Source organism: Pedobacter cryoconitis, from assembly GCF_001590605.1.
Classification (GTDB): domain Bacteria; phylum Bacteroidota; class Bacteroidia; order Sphingobacteriales; family Sphingobacteriaceae; genus Pedobacter; species Pedobacter cryoconitis_A.
Window position 1 is genome coordinate 4,873,801 of the sequence record NZ_CP014504.1, and the last position, 24,716, is coordinate 4,898,516.

The 24,716-nt window shown below is 38.5% G+C and carries 24 protein-coding genes; 8 read left to right on the top strand and 16 right to left on the bottom strand.

From position 1 onward, the window contains the following. Window positions 1-115 precede the first annotated feature (115 nt). Window positions 116-679, top strand: coding sequence for a peptide deformylase (gene def, locus AY601_RS20565; protein WP_068404635.1), 564 nt, complete (start codon window positions 116-118; stop codon window positions 677-679). Here def and AY601_RS20570 read toward each other — a convergent pair. The 3 genes from AY601_RS20570 to AY601_RS20580 are packed head-to-tail and all read right to left on the bottom strand — an operon-like array spanning window position 676 to window position 2,725. Then, entirely contained in the window at window positions 676-1,317 is a 642-nt protein-coding gene (locus tag AY601_RS20570) for a hypothetical protein (protein WP_068404637.1), read from the bottom strand. The two genes, def and AY601_RS20570, sit on opposite strands and share 4 nt — an antisense overlap. A gap of 53 nt (window positions 1,318-1,370) precedes the next feature. Further along, the gene (locus AY601_RS20575) at window positions 1,371-1,616 is read right to left on the bottom strand and encodes a NifU family protein (RefSeq protein ID WP_068404639.1); all 246 of its coding nucleotides are present in this window, start codon (window positions 1,614-1,616) and stop codon (window positions 1,371-1,373) included. 32 nt (window positions 1,617-1,648) lie between these two features. Next, the gene (locus AY601_RS20580; RefSeq protein ID WP_068404641.1) at window positions 1,649-2,725 is read right to left on the bottom strand and encodes an Mrp/NBP35 family ATP-binding protein; all 1,077 of its coding nucleotides are present in this window, start codon (window positions 2,723-2,725) and stop codon (window positions 1,649-1,651) included. A 118-nt stretch (window positions 2,726-2,843) separates the two neighbouring features. On the opposite strand from AY601_RS20580, the gene AY601_RS20585 reads away from it, so the two are divergent. From AY601_RS20585 to AY601_RS20595, 3 genes are all read left to right on the top strand, one after another. Beyond that, window positions 2,844-4,991 (top strand): transglycosylase domain-containing protein, encoded by a 2,148-nt coding sequence (locus tag AY601_RS20585; RefSeq protein WP_068404643.1) that lies wholly within the window; start codon window positions 2,844-2,846, stop codon window positions 4,989-4,991. Between the two features lie 15 nt (window positions 4,992-5,006). Further along, window positions 5,007-5,552, top strand: a complete 546-nt coding sequence (gene hpt / locus AY601_RS20590) for a hypoxanthine phosphoribosyltransferase (protein ID WP_335340582.1) — start codon at window positions 5,007-5,009, stop codon at window positions 5,550-5,552. Between the two features lie 66 nt (window positions 5,553-5,618). Further along, entirely contained in the window at window positions 5,619-6,278 is a 660-nt protein-coding gene (locus AY601_RS20595) for a phosphatidylserine decarboxylase family protein (protein ID WP_068404647.1), read from the top strand. A 791-nt stretch (window positions 6,279-7,069) separates the two neighbouring features. On the opposite strand, the gene rplS is transcribed toward AY601_RS20595, so the two are convergent. The 9 genes from rplS to AY601_RS20640 all read right to left on the bottom strand — a co-directional run bounded on the left by rplS (window position 7,070) and on the right by AY601_RS20640 (window position 14,150). Continuing rightward, window positions 7,070-7,417 (bottom strand): 50S ribosomal protein L19, encoded by a 348-nt coding sequence (gene rplS, locus AY601_RS20600; protein WP_041883657.1) that lies wholly within the window; start codon window positions 7,415-7,417, stop codon window positions 7,070-7,072. Between the two features lie 165 nt (window positions 7,418-7,582). Then, window positions 7,583-7,855, bottom strand: a complete 273-nt coding sequence (locus AY601_RS20605) for a hypothetical protein (protein ID WP_068404649.1) — start codon at window positions 7,853-7,855, stop codon at window positions 7,583-7,585. 156 nt (window positions 7,856-8,011) lie between these two features. Next, window positions 8,012-8,689 (bottom strand): tRNA (guanosine(37)-N1)-methyltransferase TrmD, encoded by a 678-nt coding sequence (trmD, locus tag AY601_RS20610; protein ID WP_068404651.1) that lies wholly within the window; start codon window positions 8,687-8,689, stop codon window positions 8,012-8,014. A 9-nt stretch (window positions 8,690-8,698) separates the two neighbouring features. Then, on the bottom strand, window positions 8,699-9,226 hold the full coding sequence (gene rimM / locus AY601_RS20615) for a ribosome maturation factor RimM (RefSeq protein WP_068404653.1): 528 nt from the start codon (window positions 9,224-9,226) through the stop codon (window positions 8,699-8,701). Window positions 9,227-9,315: 89 nt separating this feature from the next. Continuing rightward, complete coding sequence (locus AY601_RS20620) at window positions 9,316-9,879, bottom strand: 30S ribosomal protein S16 (protein WP_068404655.1); 564 nt, start codon at window positions 9,877-9,879, stop codon at window positions 9,316-9,318. A gap of 138 nt (window positions 9,880-10,017) precedes the next feature. Further along, a complete protein-coding gene (pfkA, locus tag AY601_RS20625) occupies window positions 10,018-11,001 on the bottom strand; it encodes a 6-phosphofructokinase (RefSeq protein ID WP_068404657.1) in 984 nt (327 codons plus the stop codon). Further along, complete coding sequence (locus tag AY601_RS20630) at window positions 11,001-12,695, bottom strand: protein-disulfide reductase DsbD family protein (RefSeq protein WP_068407769.1); 1,695 nt, start codon at window positions 12,693-12,695, stop codon at window positions 11,001-11,003. The genes pfkA and AY601_RS20630 overlap by 1 nt, the downstream gene beginning before the upstream one ends. 188 nt (window positions 12,696-12,883) lie before the next feature. Further along, window positions 12,884-13,333: a protein-disulfide reductase DsbD domain-containing protein gene (locus AY601_RS20635; RefSeq protein ID WP_068404659.1), complete on the bottom strand. Its 450-nt coding sequence runs from the start codon at window positions 13,331-13,333 to the stop codon at window positions 12,884-12,886. A 43-nt stretch (window positions 13,334-13,376) separates the two neighbouring features. Then, entirely contained in the window at window positions 13,377-14,150 is a 774-nt protein-coding gene (locus AY601_RS20640) for a biotin--[acetyl-CoA-carboxylase] ligase (RefSeq protein WP_068404661.1), read from the bottom strand. A gap of 44 nt (window positions 14,151-14,194) precedes the next feature. On the opposite strand from AY601_RS20640, the gene rsfS reads away from it, so the two are divergent. From rsfS to AY601_RS20660, 4 genes are all read left to right on the top strand, one after another. Then, complete coding sequence (gene rsfS / locus AY601_RS20645; protein ID WP_068404664.1) at window positions 14,195-14,569, top strand: ribosome silencing factor; 375 nt, start codon at window positions 14,195-14,197, stop codon at window positions 14,567-14,569. Window positions 14,570-14,604: 35 nt separating this feature from the next. Then, entirely contained in the window at window positions 14,605-16,698 is a 2,094-nt protein-coding gene (gene ftsH / locus AY601_RS20650) for an ATP-dependent zinc metalloprotease FtsH (RefSeq protein WP_068404665.1), read from the top strand. A 57-nt stretch (window positions 16,699-16,755) separates the two neighbouring features. After that, window positions 16,756-17,400, top strand: coding sequence for a LutC/YkgG family protein (locus AY601_RS20655; protein WP_068404667.1), 645 nt, complete (start codon window positions 16,756-16,758; stop codon window positions 17,398-17,400). Window positions 17,401-17,464: 64 nt separating this feature from the next. Next, window positions 17,465-18,547: a 3-oxoacyl-ACP synthase III family protein gene (locus AY601_RS20660; RefSeq protein WP_068404669.1), complete on the top strand. Its 1,083-nt coding sequence runs from the start codon at window positions 17,465-17,467 to the stop codon at window positions 18,545-18,547. On the opposite strand, the gene AY601_RS20665 is transcribed toward AY601_RS20660, so the two are convergent. From AY601_RS20665 to AY601_RS20680, 4 genes are all read right to left on the bottom strand, one after another. Further along, a complete protein-coding gene (locus tag AY601_RS20665) occupies window positions 18,544-20,049 on the bottom strand; it encodes a hypothetical protein (RefSeq protein WP_068407773.1) in 1,506 nt (501 codons plus the stop codon). The genes AY601_RS20660 and AY601_RS20665 overlap by 4 nt on opposite strands. A 141-nt stretch (window positions 20,050-20,190) precedes the next feature. Continuing rightward, the gene (locus AY601_RS20670; RefSeq protein ID WP_068404671.1) at window positions 20,191-20,934 is read right to left on the bottom strand and encodes a zinc ribbon domain-containing protein; all 744 of its coding nucleotides are present in this window, start codon (window positions 20,932-20,934) and stop codon (window positions 20,191-20,193) included. 243 nt (window positions 20,935-21,177) lie between these two features. Continuing rightward, window positions 21,178-23,607 (bottom strand): outer membrane beta-barrel family protein, encoded by a 2,430-nt coding sequence (locus AY601_RS20675; RefSeq protein ID WP_068404673.1) that lies wholly within the window; start codon window positions 23,605-23,607, stop codon window positions 21,178-21,180. Then, entirely contained in the window at window positions 23,604-24,713 is a 1,110-nt protein-coding gene (locus AY601_RS20680) for a PepSY-associated TM helix domain-containing protein (protein WP_068404675.1), read from the bottom strand. The genes AY601_RS20675 and AY601_RS20680 overlap by 4 nt, the downstream gene beginning before the upstream one ends. Between the last annotated feature and the right edge of the window lie 3 nt (window positions 24,714-24,716).

The following is a 24,716-nucleotide window of genomic DNA, read 5'->3' on the forward strand; positions in this document are numbered from 1 at the left end:
TTTGAAACAGGCACTAATATTTGTACTTTTGTAATATACTTTGTTACTGCCAATAAGCAGTGGCAAGATAAATACATATTGTATGTATTTAAACAGGTCAAAAAAAATTATACAGATGAAATTACCAATTATAGCTTATGGAGATCCGGTATTAAGGAAAGTATGCGAGAGCATAGATGAAAATTATCCGGATTTACAAAAACTAATCAGCAATATGTTCGACACTATGTATGCAGCAAGTGGTGTTGGTTTGGCTGCGCCACAGATCGGCCTGCCAATCAGACTGTTCATTGTGGATACTGGTGAGGATGAAGATGGAAAACAAGGTTTCAAAAGGGTATTTATCAATGCTGTGATTTTGGAAGAAACAGGTGAACCCTGGGCTTTTACAGAAGGATGTCTGAGTATTCCTGAAATCAGAGAAGATGTATTGCGTAAGCCTAATATCAAGGTTCAGTATTACGACGAAAACTGGGAAATGCAGGAAGAGGATTTGTCAGGTATGGCAGCACGAGTTGTACAGCATGAATATGACCATATAGAAGGCAAGTTGTTTACCGATACTTTAAGTTTATTGCGTAAAACAATGCTGAAGTCTAAGCTGGATTCAATTTCAAGAGGAGATATTCATGCAGATTACAGAATGAAATTTCCAAAACAGCGCAATAAGAAACGCTAGTTATTGTTTTGCCTGCTTTTATCTCCGCTAAAAATCTGCTGCATGAGTTTACCCCAGGCAAACGGATTTAACAATGGATTAGTTTGTACCATATTTTTATTCAGCGCTCTTTCCTGATCTATACGGAAATTCGTTGAAGATATCTCTCCGGCATCCCTGGGGAGATATTGAATTTTTCCATTAATGGAATGTGAAGACATGTTTTTCCTTGCGATTTCCATATCATCATCAGCGACTTTCATTGCCAGAAAATCTTTTGTAAACTCTTCTACGGTAGCCCATGGATAAACGCGTACAGCAGGAAGGTAAACGATCTCTGATTTCATTTTTACCATCGCTGTGTACTTTGAGTCTTTAATATCAAACGGGATAAGAACCACTTTGTCAGTATATCCGATTGCGTTGTAAATCAAAGTATCTCCCGGGTGGGCAACGAAAGAAAAATAGCCTTTATAGTTGGCAGCATAACGCTGGTCCTGGTTGGTTTTATTGGTTATAGTCACGTAAGGGACAACAAAGTTACTGTCCCTGTCTGTTATAATACCAGAAAATTGGATCAATTTCTTCCCTGAAGGCGTTTGTTGTGCAAACAGCCCTGCAGTAAAAAAAATCAAAACGACCGTAAAGATGTATTTCATCGTACAAAAATAACTGTAATTCTTACAGTGACTAGTTAAATTTTGTTAAATGGCTAAACTGATTCAGTCAGGTTAATAGCTTCAACCGCAGTAATTTGTGGTACCGCTTTCATAATAGCCTGCTCAATCCCTGCTTTCATGGTCATAAAACTCATTTTGCAAGATCCGCAGTTCCCCAATAACTTCAATTTAACGACATTGTCCGGCGTAATTTCTTCTATCGCAACATCACCCCCATCAGCCTTAAGATAAGGACGGATAGTTTCTAATGCTTGTTCTACTTGTTCTCTTAATTCCATGATATATTTTAAAATATAAATTTACTAATTTTTTAGCAATCTGACCGCAACGCATTATTAATTGCAATCTGCTGTGCAATCTTTCCTGCCATTTCTGAAAATGCAATTGATGTCTGGCTCGCTTTATCCATTGCAATAGGCGTACCACTATCTCCACCTTCCGTAATCCCCTGAACAAGAGGTATTTCTCCCAGGAAAGGTACATCAAAAGAAGCTGCCAAAGCTTTTCCACCGTCTTTTCCAAAAATATAGTACTTGTTTTCAGGCAGTTCCTCAGGCGTAAAATAAGCCATATTCTCAATTACTCCTAATACCGGAATATTAATACCTGGCATTCTGAACATCGCAAGGCCTTTTCTGGTGTCTGCCAAAGCCACTTGCTGTGGTGTTGTCACAATTACTGCACCCGCAATCGGGAAACTTTGGGTAATAGTGATGTGAATATCCCCGGTTCCAGGAGGAAGATCTACAATCAGGTAATCCAGTTCACCCCAATCAGCATCATTGAACAATTGTTTAATTGCATTAGATGCCATTGGCCCACGCCATGGTACGGGCTGATCAGGATCTGCAAAAAAGCCAAGTGACAATAACTTGATACCATATTTTTCAATTGGCAGAATCAGCGTTTTTCCTTCTGCGGTTTCCCTTGCGCTTGGTTTGGCACCCAAAAGACCGAACATAGTTGGGACAGAAGGACCGTAAATATCTGCATCAATTAAACCAACTTTAGCCCCATCGGCTGCCAGCGTAACAGCAAGATTACTCGCCACAGTTGATTTTCCTACCCCACCTTTACCAGAAGAGACCAAAATTATATTTTTGATGTCTTTTAGCTGAGTAGTATCATTTGGTTTGGTTACTCTTGAGGTAATTTTAATATTTATTTCTGCCTCTTTGTCAACAAAATGTTTGATGGCGTTGAAGCAGGCATTTTTAAGCATATCCTTCATTGGACAAGCTGGAGTGGTTAGTTCTAAGGTGAAACTAATTTTTTTATCTTCGATGCTCAGCTCTTTAATCATGTTTAATGTAACCAGATCTTTTTTAAGATCAGGGTCTTCTACATTTCTTAAAGCAGCTAAAACTTGTTCGTTGCTAATATTCATTGCCCAAAATTAACAAAAGGACGTTACAATTAATTGATTTTAGGCTTTTTAAGTGTAATTTTAACACGAAATAAACATTTGCATTTAACGTTAAGCAATTAAACATCTATTTTACAGCATGCGTCTTCCAAAAATAAACATCCCTAAAAAATACATCAAAGCAGGTGCATGGATTCTAGGGGTATTTCTTGTATTAATTGCCATCCTTGGTTCTATTGCTTATAGCAAAAGAGAAGCTTTATTGAAACAAATGATAGCTAAGGCTATCAAAAAGGCAGATACTGATTATGGGCTGGCCATAACAATTGAGACTGCCGGCTTTAAAGGATTGAGCACTGTACAGATGAAAAACATCTCTGTGGTTCCTAAAGACCGCGATACTTTATCTACTGTTGCTGACCTTACTATTGGCGTAAAGCTATTCCCTTTGCTGTTCGGAGACGTTAAACTTGCTGAGGTTGCCTTAAATACTGGTAAAGTCAGTATCGTATTGAAAGATAGCCTGACTAACCTTGATTTTATTCTGAAAAGAAAAAAGAAAGATAAAAAAGACAATAAAGCAAAAATAGACCTGAGTGAAATTGCGCATGATATCCTTAACCAGGTACTGAATAAAATCCCGGATGATATGGAGATGAAGAACCTGGTTTTTACATTAAATGACAATGACACTGCAAAATTAAGTTTCCTCACTACAACGGCGACAATTGACGGGGGGGATTTGAAATCTACCATTTTAGTCAATAACAATGAGGCTACCTGGCATATTGATGGTAAGCTGAAACCGGGTAAAAAACAAATGGATGTGCTGTTCTTTGCCGATGGGAAGAAAGTTGAATTGCCTTACCTCGAAAACAAGCTGCATGCTAAACTAAGCTTTGATACCGTGAGAACTGAAATGAGAAGCGCTGAATATAGTGGTGACAATTTCAAGATTTCTGGTTCCTGGTCAGTCAAGAACTTATTAATCAACCATGCAAAGATCGCTTCTAATGACATTATAGTTAAGAACGCTAAAATTGACGCTGACATGCTGATCGGGCCAAATTTCGTGGCGCTGGATAGTACATCAACAGTATTCCTTAAAGACGCAGCAATTCATCCTTACCTGAAATATACACTTTCACCAAATAAAATTTATGAAGTAAAACTTCATGCAGATGAGCAGGACGCCCAGGCTGTCCTAAATGCTTTTCCAGAAGGTTTATTTGAATCATTGGATGGGTTACAGGTTAAAGGAAAGATTAAATACGATCTTAATTTTTACCTCGACAGCAGTACACCTGACAGCTTAAAATTCAATTCTACGCTAACGCCGTATAATTTCAAAATAGTGAAATGGGGTAAGTTAAACCTGCAAAAGATCAATGAGACTTTTGTATATACGCCGTATGAGTATGGAAAACCAATGCGCGATATTACAATCGGGCCATCTAACCCTAATTATACACCGCTTTCTGAAATCTCCAGTAATTTCAAAAATGCGCTGCTGACTTCTGAAGATCCTTCTTTTTATACTCATAAAGGTTTTGTGGAAGAGTCCATCCGTAAATCGTTCGTGATTAATTTCAAAGAGAAGAAGTTTGTGAGAGGAGGAAGTACAATTTCAATGCAGCTGGTGAAGAATGTATTCTTAAGCAGACAAAAAACGCTTGCACGTAAGGCAGAAGAAATCCTGATTGTCTGGTTAATAGAGAATAACCGCCTGATTAGCAAGCAGAGAATGCTTGAAGTGTATTTCAACATTATTGAGATGGGTAAAAATATCTATGGAATAGGTGAGGCATCACGACAGTATTTTGGAAAAAGCCCTTCACAATTGAGTATCGGTGAGGGTATATTCCTTGCTAATATCGTTCCCCGCCCTAAAATAGCGATGTTCAAGTTCCGCGGTGATGGTGGATTGAAAGACTATATGTTGCCTTATTTCAGATATATGGGCAGGATCATGGCTAAACGTGGCTTAACACCTGCTGATACCAGTGGTTATGGTTTTTACAATGTAAGATTAAGAGAGGGTTTGCGCCGTTATCTACTGCCTGATTCGGCAAAAGTGGATACTGCTGCCTTTGATACAGATACTGATGCTCCTGTTAAAATGCAGGATGAATCAAAAAATATTTTTGACAGGTTATTTGGCAGGTCTAAAAAAGAGAAGGATACGACAAGCAAACAATTAACAGTACAGGATACAGTAAAAAAAACAAGAAAAGAATTGCGAAGGGAACGACGGGAAAAACGCCGTCTGGAAAAAGAAGCCAATTAACTTCGCCATAAAGAAATGATGAATACGATAGAAGTTGGAGACAGAAAGTTCGGAATATCGATCACGAACGAACGCATTAATGAGCGTACAAAAGAAATTGCAGCGCAAATTAATGCTGAGTATAAAGATAAACGCCCTCTTTTTATTGGCGTGTTGAATGGTTGCTTTTTATTTATGGCTGATTTGCTTAAGGAAACTGTAATTCCTTGTGAGGTAGCTTTTATGAAGGTTTCAAGCTATAAAGGCGGACTAACCAGCACTGGAGAATTGAAAGAGATATTTGGTTTGCCAGAGAATCTCCAGGACCGTCACCTGGTTATAGTAGAGGATATTGTTGATACAGGTTTGACGCTAAAATATATATTAGAAAAGGTTTATCTGCAGCAGCCGGCGTCAGTACGTGTTTGCAGTTTACTCTTCAAGCCAGAAGCAATTCTTTCACCTATTAAAGAGCTTGAGTATGTTGGCTTTGAAATCCCGAACGAATTTGTAGTAGGCTATGGCCTGGATTATGATGAATTAGGCCGGAATCTTAAACATATTTACCGTACAATTTCCTGATCGTGATTCTTTAGCCTGATTCCCGTAAATTTTTCACAATTTTGCATCAAACATATTTATACTTAAATGACAATACATAAAGAAGGTTATACAACCATCGCACTCTCTCTCCTTTTTATTTTCGTCCTTAATGCCATTATTGACTATAGATTCGCTGATGTCACCTGGCTAAGATGGGCAGTGTATATTGCTTCATTTGCGTTATTCATTACTGTTCTCCAATTTTTCAGAAATCCATCCAGACCATTCGTCACTGGAGGAAACCTGATCATCTGCCCGGCTGACGGGAAGGTTGTCGTAATTGAAGAAACTCAGGAAAATGAATATTTCAAAGACAAAAGATTACAGGTTTCTATTTTTATGTCCCCTGTAAACGTTCATATCAACAGAAATCCAATTGCCGGTGTAGTTAAGTTTTTCAAATATCATCCCGGAAAATATCTTGCAGCATGGAATCCAAAATCCTCTACTGAAAATGAGCGTACAACAGTTGTTGTAGAACACGCAAACGGAACACCGGTATTATTCAGACAGATTGCAGGAGCGCTTGCCAGAAGGATTGTATGGTATGTTAAAGAAGGTGATGTAGTGGAACAAAGTAAAGAATTTGGCTTTATTAAGTTCGGCTCCAGAGTAGATATATTTCTTCCTGTTGGGACAAAAGTTAACCTGGAACTGAACCAGGTAGTTAAAGGCGGTATTACTGTCCTTGGCGAACTCGCTTAGTTTCCTGAAGGGAATATTCAATAAAAACAGAGCGGGCCATTATGGATGTATACATCCATAATGGCCCGCTCTGTTTTTTTATACTATTTTTTGCTGCTTTAAAAATGAAATCGCCCAGGATTCCCTTTGAAAATTTACCCGTTAAACTTCCCATAATAAATAATTGCTTTTCCACCAATGTAAGCTATTCGCGTTAAAGATTATCCTGATGCGTAAAAAATGTCCGTAATTGTCCGCAGTTGTCCGTGCGTTAGTCCAATGGAAAATTATAATTTCATTAATCTTCAACTAGTTATGGTTTGGTTGTGCCTGAGTGGTGGTCGGGGTGACACCAGGTTGTAAACAGGCTGTAAGCATGGCAAGTCCATGTTGTTTCAACTAGTTGTTTTGACTTGGACTTGCCATGGACTCAACTTGCTCTTACCTTGGTCTTACCCTAACGAGTACCCGACCAGTACTCAGGCAGTACCCGGCCGATATAGCTTTATTATTTAGCTATTTTGAATTTATTTACGAACAGCCCGGCCTTGTTTTGGCTGAGTCATTCCCATGCAAATGGAAAGCTTTCAGCGCAAATTCCACAGGCATAAGCGCATCCGTGACAGCAAAGACTTTCTGTTGAGCGTGTCAAAATTTATGCTTAAAAAAGAGACTGCTTCAAAAGTTTATAACTTGATCCGGGTAAAATAGGACTGTCCGGCAAAGAACATGCGGGACCAGTGGATGAGATAAGTACAAACAAAAAAACCTCCCCGACAGAATCGGGAAGGCCTATATATTTTGCAGAGAAATTAAACTCTCTTAGACTTGATACGAGCTGCTTTACCAGTCAATTCACGAAGATAGAACAACTTAGCTCTACGCACCTTACCGTGACTGTTAACTTCAATTTTAGCGATGTTTGGCGAGTTAATTGGGAAGATACGCTCTACTCCAACTCCATTAGACATTTTACGAACAGTAAACGTCTCATTAGCACCTACGCTGTTACGTTGTAAGACTACACCTTGGTAAATTTGAACACGTTCTTTATTACCTTCGCGAATTTTATAGTGAACACTCACTGTATCTCCTGATTTGAATGCAGGAAACTCGTTCTTTGCGATTACCTGCTCTTCAACAAATTTTACTAAATCCATGATTTTAAGCTATTAAGCCGACTTTTTGTTGTTTAAAATCGGACTGCAATATTAGGAATTTTATTTAATAAAAAAAAGTGATTCTTATTTTTTTTCAACATTCTTTACGAAATCCACAATAATTCTTCTGTTTTTTATTTATCAGTAGCTATTAAATTACGCTTATCATTGGCCTTTAAGCAATTGCACGAGGCTTTTCCCATTCATTTTTGTATTTTCCAACGCCCCGCTTTCCGCGTCAAATAAAATTTCCATGAGTTTAACTTTTTCATACGGAATATCCTGAGCCTCGCCAATTTTTATTCTCCGGTAATTATGAAAAGTGTTCATCGAAATATTTAACAATTTGGGAATTATTTTCATTGCAAACTTATATTCCTTAACGGTAAGCTTGTCTAAGAAATAATTGATCTTATACTTATCTATACTTTCACTCATATTTATTTACACGATTTACAAGCAGCCGCTAAACGAATCACGAATACTATTTCGTAAATATATAAATAATTTCATATGTAAATAACTAACAAGTGAAATAAATTATTTATTAAAGAATTAAAAGAGTTTTCCGGGAATAATATTTACAGGAACCTGCTAATCTTCCAACAGATCCGGACGACGCTTCAGCGTCCGCGCCAAAGCCTGCTCATGCCTCCAATTGTTAATTTTCAACTCATGGCCACTCAAAAGGATTTCGGGCACCTGGTGACCCTTATAATCGGCAGGGCGGGTATATAATGGAGCATCAAGCAAGCCTCCTTGAAAACTGTCGCTCAAAGCTGACGTCTCATCATTCAGTACACCCGGTATTAATCTCACTATTGCATCTACAAGGACTGCTGCAGGTAATTCTCCGCCTGATAAAACGTAATCACCAATAGAAACTTCACGGGTCACATAAATATCCCTGATCCGCTGATCAATTCCCTTATAATGACCGCACAAAATGATCACATTTCCTTTCCCGGACAATTCATTAGCCATAGACTGGTTCAACGTTACTCCGTCTGGTGTCATAAAAATAATCTCATCATAGGTACGCTGCTCTTTTAAGGCATCTATACAGCGCGCAAAAGGCTCAATTGACATGACCATTCCACTGCCACCGCCATATGGATAATCATCGACACTCCGTTGTTTGTTTGTGGAGTAATCTCTAAGGCTGTGCACTACTATTTCAGCAATCCCCTTAGTCTGTGCCCGCTGCAAAATAGAATGCGCGAAAGGGCTTTGTAATAGATCTGGCAGAACTGTTATGATATCAAAACGCATAGCATCAAATTAATTAGAGAGGTAAATATCAAGCAGACCATCTGGAAGATCAACCAATAATGTACTGGCATCTTCGTCAATCTCAACAATCATATCATCGTTTAAAGGAAACATGATTTCTTTCTCCTGATAAGAAACCGTAGCTACAAATTGCTGAGGATATTCATTGACTTCAAGTATTTCGCCAAGCTCTCCATGAGTTTCATCGGTAACGATAAATCCAACCAGGTCAGTATAATGGAAGTCATCATCATCTCTGTTAGGCATCTTGCTGATTGGCAAATAAACCTTTTTCTTTAGCAGAGGCTGTGCCTTGTCAATATGATCAATATCGTCCAGGTAAATATTTCCAGTGCTGTTAGGCTGCATTTTAAACGCCGAAACGAAAAAAGGAACCATCTTGCCATTCATCTCTGCAAAAATGACATCAAGTTCAAGCAAACCTGGTTCATCATATTCAAAGTATAGCTGAAGTTCGCCCTTTAATCCTTTTGTTTTGGTAAAATACCCTATATAAAATGCCTCTTCGTGCGTCATTAATCTAAATCAATTATTACATTAAATAAAAATAGCGAAGAAAACCTTCAGATGAAGGATTCTTCGCTATAATCAAGAATTACAAATTACTATGCTTCTTCTTCTTTTGTTTCTTCTGTTGCAGGAATTTCTTCAGTTGTTTCTTCAGCTACAGGAGTTTCCTCTGTTTCTTCAGCTACAACTTCTTCTACTACTGGTGCATTTTTCAATGCGATAGCAGCACCACGGTCTGCATTTTTCTTAGTTTCAGCAGCAAGAGCAGTTTTCTTAACTTCATCTTTAGATTTAGTCAAACTGTCTTTTTTGCCTTCGATTTTACTGTCTTTAGCTGAAAGCCACTCAGCAAATTTAGCATCTGCTTGTTCTTCAGTTAAAGCGCCTTTTTTAACACCACCTTGTAAGTGTTTTCTGTACAAAATACCTTTGTGAGATAAAATAGTACGGCAAGTATCCGTAGGCTCAGCACCTTTGTTTACCCAGTCTAATGTTTTTTCGAAATTAATTTCGATAGTAGCAGGATTGGTGTTTGGGTTGTATGAACCTAAACGCTCAATAAATTTACCATCTCTCGGTGCGCGTGAATCCGCTACCACTACGTGGAAAAAAGGTTTGCTCTTTTTACCGAATCTTTGCAATCTGATTTTAGTTGCCATTTCTTTATAAGTTTATGTATTCAACATAGTTCCCGGAGCTGCATGCTAGCGGGGATGCAAAAGTAAGTAAAATACTAATGATAAGCAAGATGCCGCAAAATTAATATGGGCTGTCCATGAACAGCCCCTATTAATTTTTTATAAAGAGAGAATCTCTACCAGTTTTAACCAGACCGGACTTACCTCTTCTGCGTCGATGTGTTTGATGGCATGATCAAAAGGAGTAAACAAGATTTCTTTGTTGATCTGACCGACCATACCGCCCGATCTGCCTTCCAGCAGGCCTTCTACAGCCGCTACACCAAAACGGCTTGCCAATACCCGGTCCATACAGCTTGGCTTGCCACCACGTTGTATATGCCCCAAAACAGAGACACGAATATCATAATTAGGGAAGTTTTCTTTAAGCACTTCTCCTACATTAAAAGCACCGCCCACTTCATCGCCTTCGGCAACAATTATAATTTTAGATGATTTATCTTTTCGTCCGTATTCTAATCTTTTAATTAATCCTTCTACACCCATATTGGCTTCAGGAATCATAATCGCTTCTGCACCTACACCAATTCCACTTCTTAAAGCGATTAGTCCGGAATCCCTGCCCATCACTTCTACAATAAAAAGCCGGTCATGTGATTCTGCAGTATCTCTGATCTTGTCAATTGCATTTACGACCGTATTAATTGCAGTATCATAACCGATTGTAAAATCTGTACCTGCTAAATCATTGTCTATAGTACCTGGCAGGCCAATAACCGGGAAATTAAATTCACTGGTAAACAAATTTGCACCTGTAAAAGTACCGTCGCCACCAATCACAACCATTGCATCAATATTGTGCAGTATCAGTTGGTCATAAGCTTTTTGTCTTCCCTCTTTCGTCCGGAAGTCATCACTCCGGGCGGTTTTAAGGATGGTACCACCACGCTGTATAATATTCGCTACGGATTTCCGGTCCATGGGGATAAAATCTCCATTAATTAAACCTTCATATCCTCTAAGTACTCCTGAAACATTTAAATCATAATATATCCCAGCTCTGACTACTGCCCTTATGGCAGCATTCATACCTGGTGCGTCTCCCCCTGATGTTAATACAGCTATGTTTTTAATTTTGTTCATTATTTCTTGGATGCTTTAAATTTATCAAGTCCGCTTTGCAAATAAGCGGCGTATTCTTTAGCGTCAAAAATTGCTCCCTGAGGGGCAACTAAAGGTGCCAGATCATGCCCGCCAAGGACATAAAAGGGTTGTGAGTTAGAATTGTAGGTCGTGGCCTGGAAATCACCGTTCCAGCGGCCAAGATCATCTGTAGTAGTTCTTAAAATTTTAGAGTAATGTACTTTCTCTGGTGGCATTTTAACAGATCGCTCATCTACATATAGCTGTATAAGAACGTATTCATCCTTAATTAAATGACCTACTTGCGGATCTATCCATACTTTATCTTCCATTTTCCGGCAGTTTACGCAAGCATGCCCCGTAAAATCTATCAGAACGGGTTTATTTACTTTTTTAGCATAGGCTAAACCTTCATCCAGATCGAAAAATGCATTGAAACCATGCGGAGGATGCAGTACATCGTTATATTTAACTACTGCAGGAAAATCGGATGTCCCCTGTGTACTTCCCCCACTATTTCCACCCAGAATAAAATCCTGTGTATTTAAAGGAGGTGCAATTCCACTTAAAATATTAACCGGCGCTCCCCAAAGACCAGGAACAAGATACATGGCAAAGGAGAAAGAGAGGATTGCGAAGAACAACCTTGGAACTGAAACATACGGGACATCACTATCATGTGAAAACTTAATCTTTCCAAGGATATAGATCCCCATCAGGAAGAAAATCACAATCCATAAGACCAGGAATATCTCTCTGTCAAACCATTCCCAGTGCCAAACAAGATCTGCTGCAGACAAGAATTTTAAGGCCAGTGCAAGCTCCAGGAAACCAAGACAAACCTTTACACTGTTTAACCAGCCACCCGATTTAGGCATACTGCTTAAGAAACCAGGAAATATCGCTGATAAAGTAAAAGGTAGTGCTAAAGCTAGCGCAAATCCAAACATTCCTATTGCCGGAGCCAGAATTTCACCCTTTGAGCTTGCTTGTACTAACAATGTTCCAATAATGGGACCAGTGCAGGAGAATGAAACAAGCGCTAAAGAAGCCGCCATAAAAAATATTCCGCCTAAACCTTTAGTATCGTCTGCTTTCTGATCAATTTTATTGACAAAAGAACTTGGTAGCGTAATTTCAAAAGCGCCGAAAAATGAGATCGCAAAAACAATCAGCAAGATAAAGAAAGTAAAGTTAAACCATCCGCTGCTGCTGAGTTCATTTAATTTAGCAGAACCGAAAAGCAAAGTAATCAATAACCCGAAAGCTACGTAAATGACAATAATAGAGAGTCCGTAAATCACAGCTTGTCCTATTCCCTTTTTCCTGCTGCCCGCTTTTTTGGTAAAGAAACTAACTGTTAGCGGTACCATTGGGAAAATGCAAGGCATCAGGAAAGCAATAAAACCGCCGATCAGCCCCTGTATAAAGGTTTGCCATAATGTTTTCTCTTGTTCCGTTTGTTGTATTTCCTGCACCGGCTTAACTACAGCACCAGCTTTTACAGTGTCTTTTTTAACACTGTCTTTAACGATAGCATTCGCAGCACTATCTGCCGGAGAGCCAATTTCAGTAAACTGGATATCATCGCTTACTGTTGTAGAATCATGGCTTTGTATCAAAGCAAAACTCTGGCTGGAATGCAATAAAAGCATCGTAAGCACTAAGCCAAGCATTAAAATTAACTTTTTCATTCTCATGTTTTTTAACCTGATTGGGTATTACCCCTTTCTATAAGGCTGTGAAATTACTTATAATTTCTTGTTTAAAAAGTTTTGAATTACCGGATTGCCAATATTTTACTGTACTTCGATATTCGGCAGAAAAAGACAAAAAAAAAGAGCGCCAGAAATTCTGGCGCTCTTTAATACTTCTTGTAAATTTATTTGACTTGTACAGAAAACTTCACTTCGTCCGGAGGAAGACATTTCGTAGCATCACAAACCATAAATTCTATGGTACCAGAAACAACTGTTGCTGGTTTATTCAATTTAATTTTTTGCTGGAAAACAACTTGATTCTCGAAATAACCAACATTCATATCAAAAACCTTTTCAAATTTTGAAAGGGCTTTAGGTTCTGCAGTAGCTCCCACTTTAGTAAAATCTTTTGATGGATTAAACTTAATCGTTGTTTTAACCGGGCCACCTGGCTTAACTGTTTGGGAATAGATGTGCCATCCATCCTGAATAGTTGCTTTAAGATAAACTATGGCTTCTGTTTTACTGATCTTCTTTTGTGCATAAGACCAGGTTACCGGATTCTCGATCTGAGCAGAAGCTCCAAGAATGGTAAAAAACAATAAGGCAAATACTAAGGTTATTCTTTTCATGTTTATAAATTATAATTGATATGACTAAGACTGATATTTTCTATTATGGTTTAATGAATTCAATCTCTTTGAAATTATACGTCTTTATCCCATCTATGGTTTCCAGGCTCAATAATCCATTTTCGCTTACATCGACTATTTTCCCCTCCATTATCTCGCCATTTTGTCTGTAATTGGCTTTTACGTTATATTGATAAAGATAATTAAGGTATTCATTACGCAAACCACTATAGTTTCCTGCTTTGAGTTTTAAATATCCTGCCTCTATATGGCTGCAAATTTCTGCTAAAAGCGTTACTAAATCAACATGCCGGTGTAAAATTTGATAAATTGAGCTGGCGCGGTCCTGTAACTCAGTTTCAAAAACTTCCTGATTAACATTAATTCCGATTCCGACGATACAAGCCTTTATATGGCTTCCAGCAACGATATTCTCTACTAACATCCCGCCTATCTTTTGATGTCCAAAATAGATATCATTAGGCCATTTGACAGATAAACCTGTACCAATAAGACTTTCCAGCGCTTTCTGAACCGCAATACTGATAGTCATATTCAAGTTAAATTGCGCTCTGAGCTGCATGAACGATGGCCGCAGAAGGATGCTAAAAGTGAGGTTTTTACCCGGTTCAGCATGCCATTTGCTCCCTACCTGGCCACGCCCTTCATATTGATTCTCTGCCATAATAACAGTTCCTTCGGGTAATGGCTCGGAATTTGACACCATCCTTTTCAAAAAATTATTGGTAGAATCAACTGCTAATAATTTGATAAGATTTTGACCAACAAATAGTGTTGAAAAAGTGTTATTTTGCAATAGTTGATTTTATAGTTGTTATTTATCAAAAATAAAACATTTTAATGGTAAAAAAGAAATTAGTAAACCTTTCTACCTACCTTTCAGAAATAGCCGTTCAAGGCATGCAGGAAAAAAAGGGCCACGATATAGTCCGTCTGGACTTAAGAGAATTAAATAGCTCCGTATCAGATTATTTTATAGTTTGCAACGCAGACTCGTCTACACAAGTGAAAGCTATCGCAGACAGCGTAGAAGACGAAATTTACAAAAACACAGAAGCCACGCCGTGGAGAAAAGAAGGATTAGAAAACGCTGAATGGATAATCTTAGATTATTTTGATGTTGTTGTTCATATCTTCAAAACTGAAAAAAGAGATTTTTATGGGATCGAAGATTTATGGGGCGACGCACAAACAACTTCTTATCAAAGCGCATAACCAGTTACAACCTTATACATTTTTTTGAATCAACGATGAAAGAGAAAGAAAATACTAAGCCCAAATTAATTAAGAGAATACCGAACATTCCCAAAAAACCTCAAAAGGGCTCTAACTTTAATATATTCTGGGTTTACGCTGCAATTATTTTAGGCCTTGTCCTAGTTTCCGTTTTATTTACTAATGATACCAATAAAACAATCACCTACAGGGAATTTGAAACGAACATGCTTGCTCCGGGAGATGTTCAGAAAATTATAGCTTACAAATATGAAGACCTGGTGAGGGCTGATGTATTTATAAAACCAGACCGTCTTAACCAGGAGAAGTATAAAAAGTATCAGACAAAGAGTAATTTTGGTTCAACCGGAGGCCCTACAGTATCTTTTACCGCAGGATCAATGGATGCACTGGATAAGCAATTGTCAGAATCACAAAAAACTGTTCCGGTTGACAGCCAGATTTTAGCAGAAAAAGAAACCAGACAAAGTACCTTCAATTCATGGTTCTTCACAGTAATTATTCCTGTGTTGTTATTTATTGGATTCTGGATCTTCATCATGCGTAAAATGGGTGGTGGTGCCGGCGGTGGCGGCGGACAGATTTTTAATATCGGAAAATCCAAAGCAACTCTTTTTGATAAAGAAAGCCAGGTAAACGTAACATTTAATGATGTTGCAGGACTGGAAGAAGCTAAACAAGAGGTTATGGAGATTGTAGATTTCCTTAAAAACCCAAAAAAATACACCAATCTGGGTGGTAAGATACCAAAAGGTGCATTGCTTGTAGGCTCTCCGGGTACTGGTAAAACTTTATTGGCGAAAGCTGTTGCCGGTGAAGCTCAGGTTCCATTTTTCTCGCTTTCAGGTTCTGATTTCGTAGAAATGTTTGTTGGAGTTGGTGCATCACGTGTACGTGACTTGTTTAAACAAGCTAAAGATAAAGCTCCATGTATCATCTTTATTGATGAGGTTGATGCGATTGGACGTGCCCGTGGTAAAAACAGCATGATGGGTGGTAATGATGAGCGTGAGAACACTTTGAACCAGTTATTAGTAGAGATGGATGGATTTGGTACAGATTCAGGGATTATTATTCTTGCTGCAACTAACCGTCCTGATGTATTAGACAGTGCCCTGCTTCGTCCGGGAAGATTTGACAGACAGATTTCTATTGATAAACCAGATTTAGTAGGCAGGGAGCAGATTTTCAAAGTCCACTTGAAACCTATCAAAACTGATGTGGTTGTGGATGCTAAAAAACTTTCTGCACAAACTCCTGGTTTCGCAGGTGCTGAGATTGCAAACGTTTGTAATGAAGCTGCATTAATTGCTGCCAGAAGAAATAAAGAATCTGTTGATATGCAGGATTTCCAGGATGCAATTGACCGTGTTATTGGTGGTCTGGAGAAGAAAAATAAAATCATCTCTCCTGAAGAGAAACGTATCGTTGCTTACCATGAAGCTGGACACGCTATTGCTGGATGGTACCTTGAACATGCAGATCCATTGGTAAAGGTGTCTATTGTACCTCGTGGTGTTGCTGCATTAGGTTATGCACAGTATTTACCAAAAGAGCAGTTTTTGTATACTACAGAGCAGCTTACTGATGGTATGTGTATGACTATGGGTGGCCGTGTAGCCGAAGACCTTGTATTTGGTAAAATATCTACAGGTGCGCAGAATGACCTGGAGAGAATTACTAAATTGTCTTATGCCATGGTGACTATTTATGGAATGAACAGTACAATCGGTAATGTTTCCTTCCATGATCCTCAAAACGAGTACAACTTCAATAAACCTTATTCAGAAAAAACTTCTGAACTGATTGATATTGAAGTACGTAAACTGATCAATGAGGTTTATGTCAGAACAATGCAGTTATTAATTGATAAAAGAGACGGTTTAGAGAAACTGGCAGAGAAACTACTGGAAAAAGAAATTCTTTTCCAGGCAGATCTGGAAGAAATCTTAGGTAAACGTCCTTTTGACAACCGTACTACATATGATGAATTCGTGAATGGCACAGGAGATCAAAAACCTGCTGCTGAAGGCTTACTTCATGAAGGTGTTGGAGAAACAACAGACCCGTCTGCTCCTTTAGCATCGCCTTTAAATTCTGAATCTTAATAATTAACTTTATGGAGCTGTCATCAGGTATACTGATGACAGCAAATCCATTTTTTTATGCAAGAGAATATTTCCTCCAAGGAGTTAATGCTAAAAAAGATAAGGAAAGCTCTACTTGAAAAAAGAGATAATCCCTATCCTAATTTAGAAGAAACCCCGCTTTACAAGACCAATACAGAGATTCCGGAAATTTTATTTGCCGAGCAGTTAACCGCTGTATCCGGCAATTTTATTTATTGCGAAGACGGTGTTGAATTCATCGAAAACATTCTTGAACTAGCGGAGAAGTTCAAATGGAGAAAAATATATTGCTGGGAAACAGAACTTCAGAAATTACTTTCCACTTACGAATTCCCTTTTTACAAGACTGACAAGGATTTTGAAATGGCTGAAGTTGGAATTACTATGTGTGAAGCCTTAATTGCCAGAAATGGCTCTATATTGTTAAGTAATCAAAATGAAGCAGGAAGAAGACTTAGTATTTTTCCTCATCACCATATTGTCATAGCGAGAACCGGCCAAATGGTTATGGACCTTAAAGATGGATTTCAACTCATCAAAAATAAATATGGCGCACAGCTGCCTTCCATGATCAGTACGATCACCGGTCCCAGCAGAACTGCCGATATTGAGAAAACACTCGTCCTTGGTGCCCATGGCCCGAAAGAATTATTTGTTTTTTTAATTGATGATTTCTCTTAAATTTTTGTTTTCAATAAATTAATCCTAGTTTTATACTAAATACTAAAACAGTATACGGTTCAGAATGGTTAATAAAAAGCATATATCTTCAGTAATTGCAGGCACAGGAAGTTACATTCCGGAGAAAATTGTTTCAGGAGATTCCTTCCTAAACTCTACTTTTTACGAAAACGGTCTCCTTATTGAGAAAGACAACGCAGATATCATCAGTAAATTCTCTGAAATTACTGAAATCATAGAGCGTCGTTATATCGACGATAACCTCCTTAACAGTAATATCGCTTCCATTGCCGCACAAAGGGCTCTGGATGATGCGAGAATCGATAAAGAGACCTTAGACCACATCATTGTATGTCATAATTTCGGAGATATTCATCATGGAAGTAACCGGATGGATATTCTGCCTTCTCTTGCAGCTAAAGTTAAGCAGCAATTAGAGATTGTAAACCCGGATTGTGTTGCTTACGATATCATATTTGGATGTCCGGGATGGGTACAAGGAACGATACAAGCAAATTACCTGATTCAAAGCGGAGATGCCAAACGTGTTTTAGTCATAGGTTCAGAAACACTCTCCAGGATAATTGACCCGCATGACCGTGACAGTATGATATTTTCGGATGGAGCAGGGGCAGTAATTTTTGAAGGCGTTGAAAATGAAGAGCCAATTGGTATTATTGCCCATAAAACACAAACATTTGCTGGCAACTTTGCTTCGTTGTTATATATGGCAAAAAGCTGCAATCCTGGGGCTACAGATGGCAATACTTACATGAAAATGAATGGACGCAAGCTCTATGAATTTGCAGTTGTAAATGTTCCCCAAGTAGTGAAAATGGCTATTGATAAAGCAGGATTGAGTATTGAAGATATTAAAACCGTATTTATCCACCAGGCCAATGGTAAAATGGATAATGCGATCATGAAAAGATTATTCAAATTATACGATAAAGATGCCGTTCCTGAGAATCTGGTTCCAATGACCATTTCCTGGTTAGGTAATAGCTCAGTTGCGACTATACCAACTTTACTGGACCTTGTGCTGAAAGAAAAAGTAGCAGGTTATAAAGTAAAAGCAGGCGAATATGCAGTCTTTGCTTCTGTTGGTGCAGGAATGCACATTAACGCCTTCGTATACCGGTTTTAATTGCCCAGTTTCTTCAGACCTTCTTTGGCCTGAGTTTCAATACTATTTTCATATTCGTGATTTTTCATATTGATTGCCTGGTTAAAGTAAGCTTTAGCCTTGGCATCATTCTTTTTCTTTGCATAGATCTTACCCATATTCAAAGCAGAGGTTGCTGCAAAGTAATACTTTAAATTTTTCCCGTAGTTTATAACATTCTGATAAGACTGCAGCGCACTATCATCTTTATCCAGCACATCGTAAATTCTGCCCATACGGTAATAAAACTCCACTTTGTCTTTAATGTCTTTATAAGCTGAAGCATTCTCACCTGCTAATACTTCCAATGCTTTCGCATAATATCCGCCATCAAATAATAACCTGGATTTTAATAACCCTTTATCCGGAGCTGGAGCTCCAGCCTCATTCATTGCTTGCTTATCTTTTTCAGCATAAGTATACCCAACACTTTTAACTTTGGCTATATAACCTCTATAAGCGCCTGTGTCGCCATTTAATAAAGCAATCCATGACAAGTGAAGGTTGGCATCTTTAATGTAATTCACGCCTTTATTGAGTTGTAAAAATCTTTTAAAATTAGTAGAAGCTGAATAATCCAGCTTATTCAATTTTGCGGTTCCCATTAAAAGCTCGAGGTAAGGAAATGCTTGATAGCTTTCACCAGCAGGCCGCTTCGCCAGAATGGCAATTGCTTCTTCGTTATGGCCATTCCGTGCACAAACATAAGCCTGTAAATAAGCCTTCAACAGGCTACTATCAGAAATCCTGGCCGTGTATTTCATAGTTTTAGCATAAGCATCCGGAGAATGGATTACATCACATAAAACATAAGAATAGTAGAAAACTACTTCTTCGTAGAATGGCTCAAATGACGAACGGGGAAGGTTTTGTGCAAGCTTATCCAGCATCAACAACCCCTTTTGTACATCTCCTTTAACTCCAAAAGTAGAAAGCATACTTTTTAGTGTACCATCAGGAAGATTTCCCAAGAAGACATTGATCAAGCCTAATCCTTTACCATTTAAATGAAATCCCGGAAATTTCTTACTGTTATCCTGCAAAAGGCTGTTCGCTTTCTTAATTTCTCTTGCAGCTGTAAAATACTCTCCATAACGGCTCCTCAACAAAGCCCACTGCAGATTAATCTCTGCCTGCGCATATAAATAATAAGGAGATTTTTCATCATCATCTTCGATCTGACTAAGTCTGCGGGATTTTTCATCTTTCAACCTGTCAAAATCCTGTTTACTTTCAACAGTAATCAGGTAAAAATAGTCCGCATAATTTTCTAACAATGGAACTATAGCATTTTTAGGGTGCGCACTTTTTTCAGCCGCAATCAGTTGTTTCGCCGCGTTGATTTTAAGCTCAAAGATGAGTTGATAAGCCTTTACGCAATTGGCATTGAAATCAAAATTAGCATGGACTGTACCGGGGAGGATTAAGAAAAGGGGAAAGAGGCAATATCTTAACAGGAGGATGAATTTCCTTTTGGCGGACATAAATAAAATATTTCTATAGCGTGAATCCATAAAAACGACGAATACAACGCTATTGTTTTAAATTTAGAAAAAACTGTATAAAAAAAACGGTCAGATTACAATCTGACCGTTTTTTTTATACTATTAGCAATAATTGCTTAATTATGCTGGTACATTTTCTAACGTTAAGGCTTCATCAACTAAAATCCTTCCGCAATGCTCACATACGATGATTTTTTTACGCTGACGAATGTCTAACTGACGCTGAGGTGGGATCTGATTGAAACATCCAGAACAAGAATCACGATCAATTGTTACCACAGCAAGGCCATTGTTTGCATTTCCTCTTAATCTTCTGTAAGCAATTAATAATCTTTCTTCAATTCCAGACTCTGCTTTCTCCGCTTTTTTATTTAAAACCTGCTCGTCTTTTTCAGTTTCAGATGTAATCGTTTGTAATTCACCTCTTTTGATCTCAAGATCTTTTTTTCTTGACTCCTGATCAGCTAAAGCTTTCTCATAAACTTCAGTTTTAGAAGAGATATCAAATCCATATTCTCTGATTTTCTTTTCACAAACCTGAATTTCAAGAGACTGGATCTCTACTTCTTTTGTTAAAGCATCATACTCACGATTATTTTTTACCTCTTTTAACTGAGTATCATATTTCTTAATCAAAGCCTGAGATTCTTTGATCATATTTTTACGTGTTACAATAGCATCTTCGGTTTCATCCAATTCAGCTTTGAATTTTTGTATACGTGTATCCAATCCCGCTACCTCATCTTCTAAATCAGCCACTTCCATTGGCAATTCACCACGAATCTGACGTATTTTATCAATTTTTGTATGAAGGGTTTGTAATTCGTATAAAGCTTTCAGCTTTTGCTCTACAGTTTGTTCCATTAAATGAAATAATTTATGGGTATGGGTATAATTATATTTGACTAATTGTCAGTTCTTTAACTGTTTCTTAGCTCTTGCACAGATTCAAAACAAAATATAATTCCTCAAAATATAGGAATTAATTGTCATATAGTCTATTGCTAAAGCTTGCAAAGATAAGTATTATATTTTCTTTCAGCCATACAATTTGCTATTAATCTGCTGATTGGCTTTTAATTAAATATTTTATCCCGGATACCCCTCTTATTTCAACCTCCCTTTTAAGTCTTCACTGGCCGTACTTCGTTGTTTACCACCGGCTCCATCGCCGCCAAAGCGATAACTGAAAGAGAGGACAACAGCCCGGCTGTCAGGTCTGCTATGGCTGTAAGCAGAGATATTCCCATACGTAGCCGATTGCTTAATTTGTTTACTCTGGAAAATATCATTGACCAGCAATTTAAGTGTTCCCCTGTCCTTTAGTATCTCTTTCTGCCCACCCGCAGACACCATATAATAACTTTTAGTCGTGAATACACCCGAAACTACTTTCGACTTGTACATTCCACTCAGCTCAGCTTTCCAGCCGTTTCCCAACTTAAAAGTATTTTGAGAATCAAATGTAAAACTTGTGCCTTTAATCCGCTGCTCTCCCTCAGGAGCTGCAATAGAAAAATCATTGCTGAAAAGATTAGCAAAATGCGTTCCTGACCACCATTTGGTAAAATCTACGGATGCTGTAAAACTGATCCCATAATTTTTAAAAGTTGCCAGGTTCTCAGGCCGCTGGAAAGCGAGATTGCTGTCTCCACCCACCAAACTACTGATCACATCTGTACTCGCATTGTAAGTCAATGTCGTATAATAACGGGAGCGAAATCCATAACTTAGTTCAAAAGCATTCACAATTGACGGAAGCAGATAAGGATTTCCTTCTTCATAAGAAAACGGGTCCATATAAACCCTGAAAGGATTCATATCCCAATAACCTGGACGTTCTATCCGCTTGCTATAACTCAGCTGCACCCTGTTCTTATCATTTATTTCCTGCGTCAGGAATACACTTGGAAATAACTTAAAATAGCTCCTTTTTACTAAAGAATCTGTGGTAAGCTGATGCCCCTTAGTATCAGTATATTCTCCCCGCAGCCCAGCCTGGATACTGAATTTTCCAATATCCTTTTTCAAATTGACATAACCGGCCTGAATTTGTTCCTTATAAATAAAATCATTGCTTGTCGAGTGATCAGGAACGTATGTCCCATTTTGTAAGGTATCATACTTCAGGTTATTTACCATACGTACCACACTTCCTTTCCAGCCAGCTTCCAGTTTTCCCAGTTTACCGGCAGGCAGTACATAATCAATCTTCCCTACATAAATATCATTGTCTGAAGGAAGATCACCAATTCTTGATTTTAATGCAGGCAGGAACAGCTGCTGTGTCCCCATAAACCGCGTATCCAGCTGCTGATCCATTTTAGAAAAGTGAGAAACATAATCTATGTCCGCTGTTAATTCATGTCCTTTATCATTAAAAAGGTGCTTATAATTAATGTTATAAAGCATATCAGTCCACCTTTCCTTACCAATAGTATTCGTATGGGCGTCCCATATTACATCACCTGTTTCATTATTGTATAACCGGTTCCGCGTAGGCTTGACAGCTGGATATTTACCAACCCCTCCATTTACCATGAAACCTAAAGTATTTTTCTCATTCAAAAACAGCTCCATTCCTGCCTGGAAATTATGCGAGCGTAATTTTGCTTTTTCATCCATTCGCTGAACCGAACTGCTGTAGGGAATTTTTCCTGCCCCCATACCATCCCGGTAAAAATCTCTTTTCACATCATCAGAACCCTTTAAATCCTGGTAGAAATAATTATAATTCCCAAAAAAGCTCACCTTTTCCGTCCGGTAATTCAGGCTTGTACCTCCACCTAAGCGAGCCAACCTTCCGGCACCACCATTCGCAGAGACAGTCCCATTTAAACCTGCTTTTGTCTGTTTCTTTAAAATAATATTAACGATCCCACCATTGCCCGCAGCATCATATTTAGAAGAGGGGCTAGCCATAATTTCAATTCTGGAAATCGTGTTTGACGCAGTTCCTCTCAATAAATTTGCCAGCTGATTTCCTGAAAGGTAAGTAGGCTTGCCGTTAATCATCACCATAGTGCCAGGTCTGCCCTTTAAACTAAGTTCACCGCTCTCACTCATGGTTACACCTGGAGCCTTATTCAACAACGCTAAGGCTGTTCCTCCTTCGGCCATGACACTATTTTCTACATTCATAACCATCCGGTCAAGCTGTTGTACGATGGTCGCTTTATTCGCTTTAATTTCTACCGTATTTAGTGACATCTGTTCAGCAACCAGCCGGATACGTCCCAGGTTAAAAACCAGTTCAGTACCGTTTAACTCCAGAGGCCCACTCTTATAATGCTGATAGCCAATAAAACTGATCTTCACAAAATATTTACCCTTGGGAACATTAGAAAGGTTAAAATGACCAGCGGAATCACTCACGACAGCTTTAACCTTTGTTGAATCGGCTGCACTCAGCAAAAAAATCCCCGCATAATTTACCGGTTTTTGATGCTCGTCCGTTAAATGGCCTCTCACCTGATGCGTCTGCGCATTTAACTGAGTAAACAGGAAGAAACTGATTAGAGTCAGGATTATTTTCATGCCGTTGTTATTTTATTTTTTTTCGTTTTTTTCCTTTTACCCCACCACACATAGAATCCTGTGATAGGTAAACTAGCGCAAATCAGGCTGGTTATAAAAGCTATAATTTTTGTGAAGAGTCCACCAATCGCACCAACATGCAACGCATAATTGGACTTGCGTAGCCAGTCTGCAAAAGCAAGCTCTGACAATCTTTTTCCGGAGGAAGGCAATGCCTCCAGCGTAACAGGGTCAAAATAAAGATCTCTCCAACTACCGTTATGCATATCTGTGCAGGCATAAATCGCCTCATCGTCATGATCAGGAATAGAAACTATAATGGAATTCTTTTCATGGACAGCGATCTCTTTTCTTACTTTGTACCAGACCTTATCCGAACTGTAAACGATTGGATCTGGTGGCGGAATTATTTTAATTTCCTGCTGTTTAACTCTTTTGGCCATACTTCCGCCACTCAACCAATAGACACTTTTCGAAAACCACGAAAAGCTCATTATCAATCCCGTACAGGCTAGTACAACAGCGATTAACAGCGAATAAAATCCCAATACATTATGCAGATCATAGTTGAGCCTTTTGAATTTTGCATCCCACTTTATCTTAAAGCTCCTGTTGAAATTCGTTTTGCTCCACTTTTTCGGATACCATAAAATTAATCCGCTGATCAGCAGCAGGAAGAAAATAAAAGTTCCCCAGCCAACAACAGCCTTACCAACTTTTCTTCCCATCCAAAAATTCCGGTGTCCTTCATCCATGAAATGGAAAAAAGCATCATGATCAGCCACAGCCAGCACCTCACCACTAAAAGGATTCATATAAACTGTAGAATCAGAATTAATAGTTACCTGTGCAGATTTATCTAACCCATGATACCAGATACTTTCTGCTTTTTTGCCTGGTAAAGCTTTCGCTAAACGTTCAGCCAGCTGAGAAGGAGGAAGGTACCTGCTTTCCACTTCCGGCTTTACGGTCAAATACGGATACAGCAGGTTATTTATTTCCTGCTCAAACACTAAAATGCAGCCCGTAAGACTAACAATAACGACAATAATACCCGAAGCAAGCCCTAGCCACAGATGGAGCCAGGCATTGATTTTTTTGAACATCAG

Excerpts from the sequence above, each read along its gene's own strand:
- def (WP_068404635.1), top strand. The coding sequence starts at position 116 with ATGAAATTACCAATTATAGCTTATGGAGATCCGGTATTAAGGAAAGTA.
- AY601_RS20570 (WP_068404637.1), bottom strand. The coding sequence starts at position 1,317 with ATGAAATACATCTTTACGGTCGTTTTGATTTTTTTTACTGCAGGGCTG.
- AY601_RS20575 (WP_068404639.1), bottom strand. The coding sequence starts at position 1,616 with ATGGAATTAAGAGAACAAGTAGAACAAGCATTAGAAACTATCCGTCCT.
- AY601_RS20580 (WP_068404641.1), bottom strand. The coding sequence starts at position 2,725 with ATGAATATTAGCAACGAACAAGTTTTAGCTGCTTTAAGAAATGTAGAA.
- AY601_RS20585 (WP_068404643.1), top strand. The coding sequence starts at position 2,844 with ATGCGTCTTCCAAAAATAAACATCCCTAAAAAATACATCAAAGCAGGT.
- hpt (WP_335340582.1), top strand. The coding sequence starts at position 5,007 with ATGATGAATACGATAGAAGTTGGAGACAGAAAGTTCGGAATATCGATC.
- AY601_RS20595 (WP_068404647.1), top strand. The coding sequence starts at position 5,619 with ATGACAATACATAAAGAAGGTTATACAACCATCGCACTCTCTCTCCTT.
- rplS (WP_041883657.1), bottom strand. The coding sequence starts at position 7,417 with ATGGATTTAGTAAAATTTGTTGAAGAGCAGGTAATCGCAAAGAACGAG.
- AY601_RS20605 (WP_068404649.1), bottom strand. The coding sequence starts at position 7,855 with ATGAGTGAAAGTATAGATAAGTATAAGATCAATTATTTCTTAGACAAG.
- trmD (WP_068404651.1), bottom strand. The coding sequence starts at position 8,689 with ATGCGTTTTGATATCATAACAGTTCTGCCAGATCTATTACAAAGCCCT.
- rimM (WP_068404653.1), bottom strand. The coding sequence starts at position 9,226 with ATGACGCACGAAGAGGCATTTTATATAGGGTATTTTACCAAAACAAAA.
- AY601_RS20620 (WP_068404655.1), bottom strand. The coding sequence starts at position 9,879 with ATGGCAACTAAAATCAGATTGCAAAGATTCGGTAAAAAGAGCAAACCT.
- pfkA (WP_068404657.1), bottom strand. The coding sequence starts at position 11,001 with ATGAACAAAATTAAAAACATAGCTGTATTAACATCAGGGGGAGACGCA.
- AY601_RS20630 (WP_068407769.1), bottom strand. The coding sequence starts at position 12,695 with ATGAAAAAGTTAATTTTAATGCTTGGCTTAGTGCTTACGATGCTTTTA.
- AY601_RS20635 (WP_068404659.1), bottom strand. The coding sequence starts at position 13,333 with ATGAAAAGAATAACCTTAGTATTTGCCTTATTGTTTTTTACCATTCTT.
- rsfS (WP_068404664.1), top strand. The coding sequence starts at position 14,195 with ATGGTAAAAAAGAAATTAGTAAACCTTTCTACCTACCTTTCAGAAATA.
- ftsH (WP_068404665.1), top strand. The coding sequence starts at position 14,605 with ATGAAAGAGAAAGAAAATACTAAGCCCAAATTAATTAAGAGAATACCG.
- AY601_RS20655 (WP_068404667.1), top strand. The coding sequence starts at position 16,756 with ATGCAAGAGAATATTTCCTCCAAGGAGTTAATGCTAAAAAAGATAAGG.
- AY601_RS20660 (WP_068404669.1), top strand. The coding sequence starts at position 17,465 with ATGGTTAATAAAAAGCATATATCTTCAGTAATTGCAGGCACAGGAAGT.
- AY601_RS20665 (WP_068407773.1), bottom strand. The coding sequence starts at position 20,049 with ATGTCCGCCAAAAGGAAATTCATCCTCCTGTTAAGATATTGCCTCTTT.
- AY601_RS20670 (WP_068404671.1), bottom strand. The coding sequence starts at position 20,934 with ATGGAACAAACTGTAGAGCAAAAGCTGAAAGCTTTATACGAATTACAA.
- AY601_RS20675 (WP_068404673.1), bottom strand. The coding sequence starts at position 23,607 with ATGAAAATAATCCTGACTCTAATCAGTTTCTTCCTGTTTACTCAGTTA.
- AY601_RS20680 (WP_068404675.1), bottom strand. The coding sequence starts at position 24,713 with ATGTTCAAAAAAATCAATGCCTGGCTCCATCTGTGGCTAGGGCTTGCT.